The organism is Methylobacterium sp. C25, from assembly GCF_021352225.1.
In the GTDB taxonomy this organism is placed as follows: domain Bacteria; phylum Pseudomonadota; class Alphaproteobacteria; order Rhizobiales; family Beijerinckiaceae; genus Methylobacterium.
Genome location: NZ_JAAUVI010000003.1, coordinates 170,064 through 183,160, shown reverse-complemented (window position 1 = coordinate 183,160; position 13,097 = coordinate 170,064). Strand labels below are relative to the sequence as shown.

Below are 13,097 nucleotides of genomic sequence, written 5' to 3'. Positions count from 1 at the left end.
GGAGGGGTGGGCATGCTGGGCTTCTTCAACACGAGGGAGCGCCTGCGCTTTCTGCTTCTCGTCGGGGTGATCGCAGCACCGATCCTGGTCGGCACGGCCCTCGTCGTGAGCTGGATGGAGGCCGACGGCGCCGCGTCCGGGGAGCCGAACGGCAAGGGCGGCCTGCACTACCGGATCCAGAATTCCAGCGGCGCCAAGACCCTGCCGCCGCCGCTGGCGCCCGTCTTCACGCCCTATCCGGGCGCCGCGCTGGTCGACGTGAGCCTGGATACTGATGCCGCGGGCGCTGCCGTCTCGGCTGCCATCATCGGAACGACGAAGGACGCCTTTTCGCAGGTGGCGACCTTCTATGCCGGTCAACTCGGGCCGTCGGTATCCGTCTCGCAATCGTCCGTGATCGGGACGAAGAACGGCTACACCGTCGTGGTCTCCAACGATCGCAAGGACGCCTCGGGCGACACGCGCTTCTCCTACAACCTGTCGCAAGGCTCGAAGTAGGGCGCGGCCTCTCCCGATGGGCTCACGCCAAAAAAAGACCTGCTGTCCGCTGGGGACGCAGGCCTGTCGAGGCAGAGGGATGTCACACAGAGCATAGCATCAAAGCCGCGAGAGCCTGACGAGTTCCCTCTGTTCCATCCGGTATCAGCTGATTTCGCGCGGCGGAATGTAACCGACATCCGGCAAAGACTTGGATTTACAATTCAAAAATCCGTGATCAGCGGAATCGGCCGCCTTCTCATCGTGAGCTCGACCGAGCTTTGCTATGATCGTGCGTGACCTTACTGGCGGTCACGCTTTTCCAGCCGAAGGGCAGCCGTCTGCTTGGCCAGCATCCGGGCCTGCAGGCGCTGACGCCGTGCCGCGATCACCGTCCCGTTGATCTCGCCGCCGAACAGGAACATCGCCGCGAACCAGTAGAGAAAAACCAGGAACACCATCGCCGTGGCGAGGCCGCCATAGGTGGAGACGTAGGCGTTCGCGAAGCGGTCGAGATAGAACCCGAAGCCGAGGCCGGCGACGAACCACAGCACCATCGTCACGCCGATGCCCGGCAGCACCGCGACGATGGGCCTGCTGCCGGCCGCGACGAATTTGTGGGCGATGACGAGGACCAGCACGATCAGCACCGCTGTGATCCCGAGGCGGCCGATCGTGACGGTGAGGCCGAGCGTCTCGAGCCCTGGCGCCACGAAGACCGCCTGCCGCCAGAGCAGGGGGCCAAGCACCACCAGCAGCGCGAAGGTCAGCATCGCGAAGGCGCCGCAGACGACGTAGCCGATGGATTCGAGGCGGGTCAGCCACCAGGAGCGCATCTCCCTGCGGCCATAGGCGCGGTTGAGGCCGACGCGCAGGGATTCCACGCCGGACGACGAGAAATACAGCGCCAGCACCAGGCCGATCGTCAGCACGCCGCTGCGCTGCTCGGTCAGCACCCGATGGACTTCGCCGACGATGGGTCCGGCGACCTCGTGCGGGAGCGCGCCGAAGATCAGCGTGCCGGCCTCATCCGCCAGCGGTTTCGAGCCAAACAGGCCGGCCAGCGCCGCGAGCAGGATCAGGAACGGGAACAGCGAGGTCAGCATCGACAGCGCGATGTGACTGGCAATCGCCCAGCCATCATGGGCGACAAAGCGTTGGGCGGCGACGCCGGCGACGTCGAGGCACGTGCGGAGCGGTTTCACGGAAGTCGCAGTATCAGGGTGTCCATCGGCCCGAGGACGGGCCTGCTCGGACTTACGCGGAACCTGGACGGTTTCGTCAACGTGGTGATCGACGCATCGGGAAGGATGCTCCACGCATGGCTGGGCGCCGATGCCTGCGGTTGCATCCCCGCACAGCGCATGGTCGAGGCCTCTCGTCATGCCGAGGAAATCCGCCGGGCTGCCGGCAACCCTGATTCCGAGCCTATTCGTTGTGATCTGGGCGACGGGGTTCGTCACGGCGCGCCTCGTGGCGCCCCATGCCGAGCCCCTGGCCTTCGTCGCCGTGCGCGTCGTGGTGACCGCCCTGGTGCTCGCGGCGATCAGCGCCGCCAACGGCGTGCGCTGGCCGAAGCTCGACGGCTGGCGGAATGCCCTGATCGCCGGGGTGCTGATGCAGGGTTTCTACGTCGCCGGCGTGTTCTGGTCCGTCCATCGCGGATTGCCGGCCGGCATCGCCGCCCTGGTCGGAAGCCTGCAGCCGCTGCTCACCGCGGCGATCGCAGGTCCGCTGCTCGGCGAGCGGGTCGCTGGACGGCGATGGGCCGGCATCGGTGCGGGCTTTCTCGGCGCGGGGCTGGTGCTGGCGCCGAAACTCGGCGCGGTCGATGCCTCCGGCATCCCACCCGTGGCGCTCGCGGTCTGCCTCGCAGCGATGGTTGCAATGACGCTCGGCACGCTCTGGCAGAAGCGCACGGCTGGGGGCACGGATCTCCTCGCGAATGCCACCATCCAGTTCACCGGCGCCTCGCTGCTGATGCTGCCGATGGCGGCCCTTTTCGGCGATTGGCATGCTGATCTCGGTTGGTCGCTCGGCCTCGGCTTCGCCTGGTCGGTGCTCGGCAATTCGGTCGCGGGAATCCTGCTCCTGATGGCGTTGATCCGGCGGGGGGCCGTGGCTGGCGTGGCCTCGCTCCTCTTCCTGGTGCCGCCGGTCTCCGCCCTGATGGCCTATGCGATGTTCGGGGAGGCGCTGAGCCCGATCCAGATCGCCGGCATGGCGGTGGCGGCGGCAGGTGTCGCTCTCGCCAGCAGGGGCTAGACCCTTCTTGATGAATGTATTTTGCATTCACGCAAGTTCTTGGCACGGCAAAGCAATAACCCCCTACTGCAGCGCCGCGAGACCCTATAATGACCCCAAGGATTTTTGATTTCAGAGAGTGAACCATGGCCGCTTCTCCCGCCATCTCATCGACCGACGACGCGCAGGATCTCGTCGGCCTGACCCGCGCGGCGGCCGATTCCGCCGCGAAGCTCGTCGCCGAGGCCACCGCGCGGGTGCGCAAGCTCGTGCTCACCCCTGAGGGCAAGATCGACGCCGGCAAACTCGAAGCCGAGCAGCACGCCGCCCACGGTCTGGCCTGGCTCGCGACCTACGGCGAGGCGGTGCGCGAGCTCTCCGGTTATGCCGAGCGGCTTCAGGGCGAGGGCAAGCTCGGCGAGACCGAGACGCTGCTCGTGAAGATCGGCGCGGGCGAATACCTCGACCAGATGTTCGGCGGCATCCCGATGAGCCAGGGCGAGATGGTGCGCCCGACCTCGTCGCTCGGCTTCAAGCTCGGCGAGTTGGCACAGTACCGCAGCGAGGCCGTCGAGGCGGTGATCGCCGACGGCAACACCGCCGCCAACCGCAAGGCGCTGGTCGCCAAGATCCGCGAGGGCTCCGGCTCCGCGACGATCGGCGAATCCGGCCTCGACGAGGACATGGAGGCGATCCGCTCCGAGATGCGCCGCTTCGGCAAGGCCGAGGTCGTCGAGCAGGCGCATGAGTGGCACCTGAAGAACGACTACATCCCGATGGAGATCATCGAGAAGATGGCCGAGCTCGGCGTCTTCGGCCTGACGATCCCCGAGGAATATGGCGGCATGGGCATGCCGAAGGCCGCGATGTGCGTGGTCTCGGAAGAGCTGTCGCGCGCCTATATCGGCGTCGGCTCGCTCGGCACCCGCTCCGAGATCGCGGCCGAGCTGATCCTCGGCGGCGGCACCGAGGAGCAGAAGCAGCGCTTCCTGCCGAAGCTCGCCTCGGGCGAGATCCTGCCGACTGCCGTCTTCACCGAGCCGAATACCGGCTCCGACCTCGCGTCGCTACGCACCCGCGCGGTGAAAGAGGGCGACGTCTGGAAGATCACCGGCAACAAGACCTGGATCACCCATCCCGTGCGCGCCGACATCATGACGGTGCTGGTACGGACGAAGCCCGAGGAGAAGGGCCACCGCGGCCTCTCCATGCTCATTGCCGAGAAGCCGCGCGGCACCGATGCCGAGCCTTTCCCGGTCGACGGCCTGACCGGTGGCGAGATCGAGGTGCTCGGCTATCGCGGCATGAAGGAATACGAACTCTCCTTCGAGGGCTTCGAGGTGCCCGGCGCCAACCTCCTCGGCGATGTCGAGGGCAAGGGCTTCACCCAGCTCATGCAGACCTTCGAATCCGCCCGTATCCAGACGGCGGCCCGTGCCATTGGCGTCGCCCAGGCCGCGCTCGACGTCGGCCTGCGCTATGCCGAGGAGCGCATCCAGTTCGGCAAGCCGCTGGTGGAGTTTCCGCGGGTCGCCGACAAGATCGCGATGATGGCGGTGGAGATCAACATCGCCCGCCAGCTCACCTACTTCTCGGCCCGCGAGAAGGACGAGGGCAAGCGCTGCGATCTCGAGGCCGGCATGGCCAAGCTGCTCGGCGCCCGTGTCGCCTGGGCCGCGGCCGACAACGCCCTGCAGATCCATGGCGGCAACGGCTTCGCGCTGGAATACACGGCGAGTCGTATCCTCTGCGATGCGCGTATCCTCAACATCTTCGAGGGTGCAGCCGAGATCCAGGCCCAGGTGATCGCGCGCCGCCTGCTGGAGCAGTAGGTCTCTCGCAGCGCTCGAGAGAAGCAGAAAAAAGAGGGCGCCGGGGTGAAAGCCCCGGCGCCCTTTTTCGTGGACGAGCGCGTCAGCTATTTCGTGATCTTGACCGAGACCGGATCGCTCGAAGGAAACGTATCTTCGAGCGCCTCGTCGAGCCGCTTTTCGAGCTCGCCCGGCTCGTTTTCGGGATTGGCCTTGTCGCTGACCTTTTGCGCGGGCCGAGGCTTCGCGTGCTCGTCGGCCTTCGGATCGCCCGGCTTCGGGGAGGTCGTGTCGGACATGTCGCCTCGCTGTTGCACTCTGCGCATTGCGATGCGCTTGCCGGGTCAACGCAGCGGGCGTGGGGGTGTTTCCGGACCGATTGGGGGTGGATAGCGACGCGCGCTCGGCATCGCGGCGCCCCGCCGGCGCCCGGCGGCCTCGCGTGCGACCCGGTCGTAGACCTGCTCCAGCCGGTCGAGATGCGCGTCGACGCTGAGCGGGCCGGCCCAGTAGTGCTCGTGGGCCTGCCGGCTGAGGCGATCGGCGAGGCCATCGTCGGTCAGCCGGGTGAGGTGCGCGGCCAGGGCCGCCGAGTCGCCGGAGCGGAACCAGAACCCGTTCTCGCCGTCCTCGATCGCCTCGCGGCCCGCGCAGGCATCACTGACGACGACCGGGCAGCCGACGGCGAGCGCCTCGTAGACGGTGAGCGGCTGGCCCTCGTACCAGATGCTCGGAAATACGAGTGCGCGGGCCTCGCGCATCAGCGCCTGGACCTGCTCGGCGTTTTTCCAGCCGAGCATCACACTCTCGGGATAGCGCACCTTGAGTTCGGTTGCGCTCGGCCCGTCGCCGACGAAGACCGGCCTCACACCGGCGCGACGCGCGGCCTCCGCGAAGATCGGCGCACCCTTCTCGGTGGAGATGCGGCCGACGAACAGGAAGTCGCCCGGCGGTCCGGATCGGGCAGGCGCTTTCGGCACGGAGATCGGGTTGTCCACCCGGTGGAAGACGGTGCCCGCGGGCAAAAGGGGCGCAACGACCCGCTCCTGAAGGGCGCTGATCGTGATCACGTGGCGGAAGAGCCTGGGCAACTTCGCGACGTGATCGAGCCCGACATGGCGCACCACACGCAGGAGCTTGCGCGGATAGGAGCGGGCATCGCAATTCGTGCCGAGGCAGGCGGCGGACATCGGCGTCCGATGGCAGATCGCTTCGGCCGGGTAATCGTAGAATCCGCCATTCGGGCAGACCAGGAAGAACTCGTGCATGGTGTAGAGGCACGGCAGGCCCGATGCCGCGATCGCTACCCCGATCGAAGGCGACAGCGACTTGGCGAAGGCGTGGACATGCACCAGCGTGTCGGCCGGATCGTAGTGCCGTAGCTCCTTGCCGAGCGCGTCGGCGGCCTTGCGGTTCCAGATTGCCTGCGCGGCGAAGGCGAGCTTGTTCTTCGTGGACTCGATGTCTGCCTGGCCGAGGCAGACGACGCGGATGCCGGCCTCCTCGAGACGAGGATCGACCGGGCCGACCGCCGCGAACACGGTGACCGCGTGGCCGCGCGCGCTCAGCCCGAGGGCGGAGTCGAGCGCGACTTTCGCCTGCCCCCCATTGATGTGGGCGTGATCGAGAACGAGGACGACACGCACGATGGCACCCGATCATTCCGGGAAAAGTCGGGCATCTTTACCGCTCGGCAGTTGATCGGGCGTAAACCGTGCAATCGGCTCGGGTAACTTTGCCCGGCGACCGGGACGCCCCGTCATGCACGTCGTCATCCTCGCCGAATTCGCCGTCGCCAGCGGCGGCGCGGAGAAGGTCGCGGTGGAATCGGCACGTGGCCTCGCCGAGGCCGGGGTCGCCGTCAGCTTCATCCAGGCGATCGACGGCCCGGTCGACCCGCTGCTCGATCATCCGCGCATCAACCGGATCGGCCTCGGGCTCGCGGACGTCTGGTCCCTGCCGGCCTGGAAGGGGGCGGTGACCGGCATTTGGCACGGCGAGGCTGCGCGCAGGCTCGCCGCCGCCCTCGACGCGCTGCCGGTGCCGGCCGATTGCATCCACCTGCATCAATGGACCCGTGCGCTCTCGCCGGCGGTCCTCCCCGTCCTGCTCGCCCGCGGCGTGCCGGTGACGCTGACCCTGCACGAATACTTCCTGGCCTGCCCGAACGGCCTCTACTATCGCTTCGACCAGGGCGAGCCGTGCGCGCTGAAGCCTCTCTCCGCCTCGTGTGTCGCCGCCGCCTGTGATCCGAAGAGCCGGCTGCACAAGATGGTGCGCGTTGCGCGCTCCGCCGCGATGCGCACCGCGATCGGTTCCGGCCGGCTCGACGTCGTCCATGTCTGCGATGCGAGCGTGGCGCGGGCCGGGGCGCTGCTTGCGGGCTTCGACCTTCGCCATCACCGCCTCGACAACCCGGTGCGCACGCCGCAGGGCGCGCCGGCCGATCCGGCCCAGGGCGACGCCATCGTTTATGTCGGCCGCCTGACGCAGGAGAAAGGCGCCGATCTCGTCGCCGAGGCTGCGCGGAAGGCGGGAATGCCGGCCTTGTTCGTGGGTGCTGGTCCGCTCGAGGATCGGTTACGCGCAATGCCCGGCGTCGAGCTGCTCGGCTGGCGCAGCCCGGCAGAGGTCGAGGCCGTGCTGCGCGCCCGCGCCCGCGCCGTCTGCGCGCCCTCGCGCTGGTACGAGACGGGTCCGCTCACGGTCTACGAGGCGCTGGCAGCCGGCATTCCCGTGGTCGCGTCGGCGCGCTCGGGCGCCTCGGAGAAGGTCGTAGACGGGGTGAGCGGCTTCGTCGTCGAGCCCGACGTCGACGCCCTCGCCACGGCCTTCGATCGACTTGCGGACAATGCGATTGTGCATCGCACAGGACAGGGCGCCTACGAGCGCTACTGGGCGGCGCCGATGACCCTCTCCGCGTATGCGGACGGCCTGATCCGCATCTACGAAGCACAGATACGTGGAACTGCACCCAAGCTCAGCCGTCAGAAGATCGATTCTGCATTCAATTTCACGGCTCGCTGACATTGATGCGGCGAAGTCAGCGCCCAAGGCAGAGATCGACAGCCGACTACCAGATCTTCGCTCTGCACGTTTGACGGCAACCCCAGGGAATTGTTACCTTATCGAATTAACAATTCACTTTTAGATCAATTACATATCAACCCCGGTTCGGGCCGGCGAAATGGGCCGGAAGGCCTCCTTGACTTTCATGTTGCGTTGCAACATATCTCCACCGGGCCGCGGCGATGAGTCGCCGGAGCCCGACGGAAAAGCTCACAGGAGAGATTGCTTTGGCTACGCAAGGTTTCGAGATCCCGACCGAGCTGCGCGAGTTCGCTGACAAGAGCGTCGAGCAGGCCCGCAATGCGTTCGGCAGCTTCTTCAGCGGCGCTCTGAAGACCTCCGAGCAGCTGCAGAGCACGGGCGTGAACGTCCAGTCGACGGTTCATGCTGCCATCCTCAAGGGCATCGACCATGCCCAGACCAACGCCAACGCCACCTTCGACTTCACGCAGAAGCTCGTCCGCGCCCGCGACTTCCGCGAGGCTTTCGAGCTGCAGTCCGAGTACGTGAAGGCCCAGTTCGCCACGCTGCAGTCGCAGGCGAAGGAATACGGCGCCCTCGCCCAGAAGACCGCCCACTAAAGGCCATTACGGCCTGGTAAGACAAAGCATCTCTCGGCGAACCCGCGGCCGGATCGGCCGTGGGTTCGGCCCAGGGACCAAGGAGGCGATCGAGACTGAGCGCCTCGATCGACGTGAATGACGAGGAGGCGGTTTGATGGCGACTCGCACTGACCCGAAGCAGAAATCCGACGCTGCCGCGAAGGATGCCAAGGCGGCGACCAAGCCGGTCGACGCCGTCGCGAAGGCCGCGCCGAAGCCGCCCTCGAAATCCGCTCCGGCTGCAGCCAAGCCCGCTGCCGCCCCCGCACCGAAGCCTGCCGTTGCAGCCGCGCCTGCCAAGGCTCAGGACAAGCCGGCCCCCGCCGCAAAGGCTCCGGAGCAGAAAGCCGCCACCGCGGCGCCGAAGGCCGTTCCCGCAGCGGTGAAGGTCCCCGAGCTGGCCGCAGCCAAGCCTGCCGTGCCCGCCCTCAAGGTCGAGGCCCCCAAGCCTGCTGCTGTCGCAAGCGCCCCACCGAAGGCGGCGCCTGCACCGTCGGCCGAGGTGAAGCCGGCGAATTCCAACGCGAAGACGGCCGCGCCTGCGGCGAAGGTCGAGCCCAAGCCTGCCGAGGCCAAGGCTGCTACGCCGAAGCCTGCCGACGTCACGCCCGCTCCGGTTGCGAAGGTCGAGGCCAAGCCGGGCCCCGCGCCGAAGCCAGCGGCCGCGCCGGAGGCACCCAAGCCGCAGGCCGCGAAGCCGCAGCCGAAGGCCGACATCGCTGCTGTCGCCGGGTTCGGCGTCACGGCGTCGTCGACGCAGTTCACCGAGATCAACGAGACCGTTCTCGCCTTCGTCCGCAAGGAGGGCGAAGCCGCGCTGGCTCACATGCAGGCACTCTCCAAGGTGAAGTCGCCGGCCGAGCTGATCCGCCTTCAGGTCGGCGAATTCCAGCGTGCGGCCGATTCCTCGCTGACCTGCATCAGCGCGATCGTGCGTAGCGCGAGCCGGATCGGCGGCGCCCGCCTGCCGTGACATTGTACCCGGGCCAGGCCACTCGCCTGCCCGATTCGGCGTGATAGATAGCCCGCAAGCTCACTGCCTTCGGGAGACTACCATGCCTCGTCCGCCCTTCATGCCGGCCCGCCTCTTGGCCGCCGCCCTGGGCGCTTCGGCCTGTCTCGCTCCGCTGCCGCTGCTCGCGCAGACGACCGCCGAGCGGGCGGCGATCGAGAAGGCGCCCCCGCTCTCGAAGGGTGAGATCCAGCTCTCCTTCGCGCCGATCGTGAAGAAGGCCGCGCCGTCTGTCGTCAACGTCTACGCCTCGCATGTCGAGAAGCGGAACTCGCGTTCCAGCGCCATGGCGGAGTTCATGCGGCGCTTCTTCGGCGAGGACGGCCCGGGCGGCGGCATGGGCGGTTCGCCCGGCGAACGGGCGCAGCGCTCCCTCGGCTCCGGCGTGATCGTCGACGCCTCGGGCCTCGTGATCACCAACAACCACGTCATCGAGAACATGAACGAGGTGAAGGTCTCGCTCGCCGACCGTCGCGAGTTCGAGGCCAGCATCGTGCTGCGCGATCCGCGTACCGACCTCGCCGTGCTCAAGATCAAGACCCCGGCCGACGTCGCTCCGATGCCGATCGGCGATTCCGACCATCTCGAGGTCGGCGACTTCGTGATGGCGATCGGCAACCCGTTCGGCGTCGGCCAGACGGTGACGCAGGGCATTATCTCGGCGCTGGCCCGCACGCAGGTCGGCTCGTCCGACTACCAGTTCTTCATCCAGACCGACGCGGCCATCAATCCGGGCAATTCCGGCGGTGCGCTGGTGGACCTCAAGGGACACCTCGTCGGGGTGAACACGGCGATCTACTCGCAATCCGGCGGCAGCCACGGCATCGGCTTCGCGATTCCCGCGAGCATGATCAAGGCGGTGGTCGAGACGGCCAAGACCGGCGGCACGACGGTACGCCGGCCGTGGCTCGGCGCCCGCCTCCAGACCGTGACCCCCGACATCGCCGAGAGCGTCGGGCTCGACCGGCCGACCGGCGTGCTCGTCGCCAGCATGCAGCCGAAGAGCCCGGCCGAGGAATCCGGCCTCAAGCGCGGCGACATCGTGCTCACCATCGACGGGCAGCCCGTCGATGACCCGGAGGCCTTCGGCTACCGCTTCGCGCTCAAGGGCATCACCGGAAAGTCGGTCTTCGGCGTCCAGCGCGGCGCGAAGAAGCAGACGGTCGAGGTAAAGCTCGGTCCGGCTCCCGAGACGCGGCCGCGCGATGTCCTGAAGGTGAAGACCCGCTCTCCCTTCGTCGGTGCGACGCTCGTCAACACGTCGCCTGCGGTCTCGGAGGAGATGCAACTCGACCTGCCAAACGACGGGGTCGCCGTCACCGATGTCGACGACAACTCGATTGCCGCCCGCGCCGGCTTCAAGAAGGGCGACGTGATCGTCGCCATCAACGGCAGTACGGTGAACTCGACGAAGGACCTCGAGCGGATGACCCGGGACAGCCTGGGCATCTGGGAGGTCTCGATCAACCGCGGCGGCTCCGTGATGACCTCGGTCTTCCGGGGATAGGGCAGCTGCGGGCGCCCCTGGGCTTGCCGAGCGGACAGCGTGCGGTGTTGATGCGCCGATGTCCGATCTCTTCGCCTCGGCCGGCCTCGACACCACAGCGCCGCGTCCGCTCGCCGACCGCCTGCGCCCCCAGACGCTCGGCGAGGTCGTCGGCCAGGAGCATCTGACCGGCCCGGATGGCGCGCTGACACGGTTGCTCGCCTCGAAGGCGCTCGGCTCGCTGATCTTCTGGGGGCCGCCGGGCACGGGCAAGACCACCGTGGCCCGGTTGCTCGCGCGCGAAGTCGACCTGCATTTCGAGCAGATTTCGGCGATCTTTTCCGGCGTCGCCGATCTGCGTAAGGTGTTCGAGGCCGCGCGCGGGCGACGCTCGACCGGCAAGGGTACGCTGCTCTTCGTCGACGAGATCCACCGCTTCAACCGGGCCCAGCTCGATGCCTTCCTGCCGGTGATGGAGGACGGCACCGTCACCCTCGTCGGCGCCACCACCGAAAACCCGTCCTTCGAGCTGAATGCGGCCCTGCTGTCGCGTGCCCGCGTCCTGCTCTTTAGGGCGCTGAACGACGGGGCGATCGCCAAGCTGCTCGCCCGCGCCGAAGATCTGACCAAGCAGGCGCTCCCCCTCGACGAGGAGGCCCGCGGCGTCCTCGTGCGCATGGCCGATGGTGACGGGCGCGCCTCGTTGACGTTGGCGGAGGAAGTCTGGCGCTCGGCCAAGCCCGGCGAGGTGCTGAACGCTGAGACTCTGCAGGATCTCGTCCAGCGCCGGGCGCCGATCTACGACAAGTCGCAGGAAGGCCACTACAACCTGATCAGCGCGCTCCATAAGACGGTGCGCGGTTCGGACCCCGACGCGGCGCTCTACTATCTCTGCCGGATGCTCGATGGCGGTGAGGATCGCCTGTTTATCGCGCGGCGGCTGGTGCGGATGGCCGTCGAGGATATCGGCCTCGCCGATCCCCAGGCGCTGGTAATCGCCAACGCGGCGAAGGACGCCTTCGATTTCCTCGGCTCGCCCGAGGGCGAACTCGCCCTGGCCCAGGCCACGGTCTACCTCGCCTGCGCCCCCAAATCGAACGCGGTCTACAACGCCTACAAGGCCGCGACGCGCGTGGCGAAGGAGAACGGCTCGCTGCCCCCGCCGCGGGTGATCCTCAACGCGCCGACCAAGCTGATGAAGGCGATCGGCTACGGCGATAGCTACCGCTACGACCACGACGAGCCGGACGCCTTCTCGGGACAGGATTACTGGCCGGAAAAGCTCGAGCGGCAATACTTCTACGAGCCGACCGACCGAGGGATGGAGACGCGATACCGCGAGCGCCTCGCCTATTGGGAGCGGCTGCGGCAGGAGCGGCGCGGTGAGGACTAGGCCGAGCGCAGCCTTATTGTGCGGATTGTCGAACGGGCCGTGCCGATAGGGCCCGATTATCCGGCAGCCGCGAGCGAACTACATGGGTCATCGATCAAGAGGAGATGATCCATGACCGACATCGCCAAGGCCGGCACGTTCAAGCTCGGCGACCGCACGGTGAAGCGTCTCGGCTACGGCGCGATGCAACTCGCGGGGCCGGGCGTGTTCGGGCCGCCGAAGGACCGGCAGGCCGCGATCGCGGTGTTGCGCGAGGCGGTGGCGAGAGGCGTCGACCACATCGACACCAGCGACTTCTACGGCCCGCACGTCACCAACCAGATCATCCGCGAGGCGCTGCACCCCTATCCGGACGATCTCGTGATCGTCACCAAGATCGGGGCCAAGCGCGGCCCGGATGCGTCCTGGAACAAGGCCTTCTCGGCTGCGGAGCTGACGAGCGCGGTCCACGACAACCTGCGCAATCTCGGCGTCGAGGCGCTCGATGTCGTGAACCTGCGGCTGATGTTCGACGTGCACGGTCCGGCCGAGGGCCCGATCGAGGAGCCGCTCTCGGTGCTGGCGGAGCTGCAGAAGCAGGGCCTCGTACGCCATGTCGGCTTGAGCAACGCGACGGCCAACCAGGTCGCCGAGGGCCGCAAGATCACAGACATCGTCTGCCTGCAGAACCAGTACAACCTCGCCCATCGCGAGGATGACGCGCTGATCGACGACCTCGCCGCTGCCGGTACGGCCTATGTGCCGTTCTTCCCGCTCGGCGGATTTTCGCCGCTGCAATCGACGGCGCTTTCCGACGTCGCCGCGAAGCTCGGCGCGACGCCGATGCAGGTGGCCCTGGCTTGGCTCCTGCGGCGCGCGCCGAACATCCTGCTCATCCCGGGGACCTCGTCGGTCGGCCATCTGCGCGAGAACCTTGCGGCAGCCGAACTCGAGCTTTCCGAGGAGACGATGCGGGCGCTCGATCAGATCGCCGCCGAAAAATCGGCCTGATATCGACCGAGCC

The 13,097-nt window shown here is 67.6% G+C and carries 12 protein-coding genes; 9 read left to right on the top strand and 3 right to left on the bottom strand.

Annotated features, from left to right (window positions below; genetic code table 11):
* Positions 1-12: 12 nt before the first annotated feature.
* On the top strand, positions 13-498 hold the full coding sequence (locus HCU64_RS10690; protein WP_233383852.1) for a hypothetical protein: 486 nt from the start codon (positions 13-15) through the stop codon (positions 496-498).
* Positions 499-779: 281 nt separating this feature from the next.
* Here the strand turns inward: HCU64_RS10690 and HCU64_RS10685 are convergent, their stop codons facing one another.
* Complete coding sequence (locus HCU64_RS10685) at positions 780-1,682, bottom strand: YihY/virulence factor BrkB family protein (RefSeq protein WP_233383851.1); 903 nt, start codon at positions 1,680-1,682, stop codon at positions 780-782.
* 178 nt (positions 1,683-1,860) lie between these two features.
* Between HCU64_RS10685 and HCU64_RS10680 the strand changes: the two genes are divergently transcribed.
* Positions 1,861-2,742, top strand: a complete 882-nt coding sequence (locus HCU64_RS10680) for a DMT family transporter (protein WP_233383850.1) — start codon at positions 1,861-1,863, stop codon at positions 2,740-2,742.
* Positions 2,743-2,867: 125 nt separating this feature from the next.
* Positions 2,868-4,553 carry an acyl-CoA dehydrogenase family protein gene (locus tag HCU64_RS10675; protein ID WP_233383848.1) on the top strand — a complete coding sequence of 562 codons (1,686 nt, stop codon included), beginning with the start codon at positions 2,868-2,870 and terminating at the stop codon, positions 4,551-4,553.
* Between the two features lie 86 nt (positions 4,554-4,639).
* Here HCU64_RS10675 and HCU64_RS10670 read toward each other — a convergent pair whose 3' ends face one another.
* Together HCU64_RS10670 and HCU64_RS10665 are read right to left on the bottom strand one after the other, a co-directional pair.
* Complete coding sequence (locus HCU64_RS10670; protein WP_233383847.1) at positions 4,640-4,831, bottom strand: hypothetical protein; 192 nt, start codon at positions 4,829-4,831, stop codon at positions 4,640-4,642.
* A gap of 45 nt (positions 4,832-4,876) precedes the next feature.
* A complete protein-coding gene (locus tag HCU64_RS10665) occupies positions 4,877-6,178 on the bottom strand; it encodes a glycosyltransferase family 4 protein (protein WP_233383846.1) in 1,302 nt (433 codons plus the stop codon).
* A gap of 115 nt (positions 6,179-6,293) precedes the next feature.
* Here HCU64_RS10665 and HCU64_RS10660 point away from each other — a divergent pair, with 115 nt between their 5' ends.
* The 6 genes from HCU64_RS10660 to HCU64_RS10635 all read left to right on the top strand — a co-directional run bounded on the left by HCU64_RS10660 (position 6,294) and on the right by HCU64_RS10635 (position 13,084).
* Positions 6,294-7,559, top strand: a complete 1,266-nt coding sequence (locus HCU64_RS10660) for a glycosyltransferase family 4 protein (protein WP_233383845.1) — start codon at positions 6,294-6,296, stop codon at positions 7,557-7,559.
* Between the two features lie 269 nt (positions 7,560-7,828).
* Complete coding sequence (locus HCU64_RS10655; protein ID WP_233383844.1) at positions 7,829-8,182, top strand: phasin; 354 nt, start codon at positions 7,829-7,831, stop codon at positions 8,180-8,182.
* 136 nt (positions 8,183-8,318) lie between these two features.
* Positions 8,319-9,176 (top strand): phasin family protein, encoded by an 858-nt coding sequence (locus HCU64_RS10650; protein ID WP_233383843.1) that lies wholly within the window; start codon positions 8,319-8,321, stop codon positions 9,174-9,176.
* Positions 9,177-9,258: 82 nt separating this feature from the next.
* Entirely contained in the window at positions 9,259-10,722 is a 1,464-nt protein-coding gene (locus HCU64_RS10645; RefSeq protein WP_233383842.1) for a DegQ family serine endoprotease, read from the top strand.
* Positions 10,723-10,780: 58 nt separating this feature from the next.
* Complete coding sequence (locus HCU64_RS10640; protein WP_233383840.1) at positions 10,781-12,094, top strand: replication-associated recombination protein A; 1,314 nt, start codon at positions 10,781-10,783, stop codon at positions 12,092-12,094.
* 111 nt (positions 12,095-12,205) lie between these two features.
* On the top strand, positions 12,206-13,084 hold the full coding sequence (locus tag HCU64_RS10635; protein WP_233383838.1) for an aldo/keto reductase family oxidoreductase: 879 nt from the start codon (positions 12,206-12,208) through the stop codon (positions 13,082-13,084).
* Positions 13,085-13,097 lie beyond the last annotated feature (13 nt).

Excerpts from the sequence above, each read along its gene's own strand:
- HCU64_RS10635 (WP_233383838.1), top strand. The coding sequence starts at position 12,206 with ATGACCGACATCGCCAAGGCCGGCACGTTCAAGCTCGGCGACCGCACG.
- HCU64_RS10675 (WP_233383848.1), top strand. The coding sequence starts at position 2,868 with ATGGCCGCTTCTCCCGCCATCTCATCGACCGACGACGCGCAGGATCTC.
- HCU64_RS10690 (WP_233383852.1), top strand. The coding sequence starts at position 13 with ATGCTGGGCTTCTTCAACACGAGGGAGCGCCTGCGCTTTCTGCTTCTC.
- HCU64_RS10650 (WP_233383843.1), top strand. The coding sequence starts at position 8,319 with ATGGCGACTCGCACTGACCCGAAGCAGAAATCCGACGCTGCCGCGAAG.
- HCU64_RS10645 (WP_233383842.1), top strand. The coding sequence starts at position 9,259 with ATGCCTCGTCCGCCCTTCATGCCGGCCCGCCTCTTGGCCGCCGCCCTG.
- HCU64_RS10670 (WP_233383847.1), bottom strand. The coding sequence starts at position 4,831 with ATGTCCGACACGACCTCCCCGAAGCCGGGCGATCCGAAGGCCGACGAG.
- HCU64_RS10660 (WP_233383845.1), top strand. The coding sequence starts at position 6,294 with ATGCACGTCGTCATCCTCGCCGAATTCGCCGTCGCCAGCGGCGGCGCG.
- HCU64_RS10640 (WP_233383840.1), top strand. The coding sequence starts at position 10,781 with ATGTCCGATCTCTTCGCCTCGGCCGGCCTCGACACCACAGCGCCGCGT.
- HCU64_RS10680 (WP_233383850.1), top strand. The coding sequence starts at position 1,861 with ATGCCGAGGAAATCCGCCGGGCTGCCGGCAACCCTGATTCCGAGCCTA.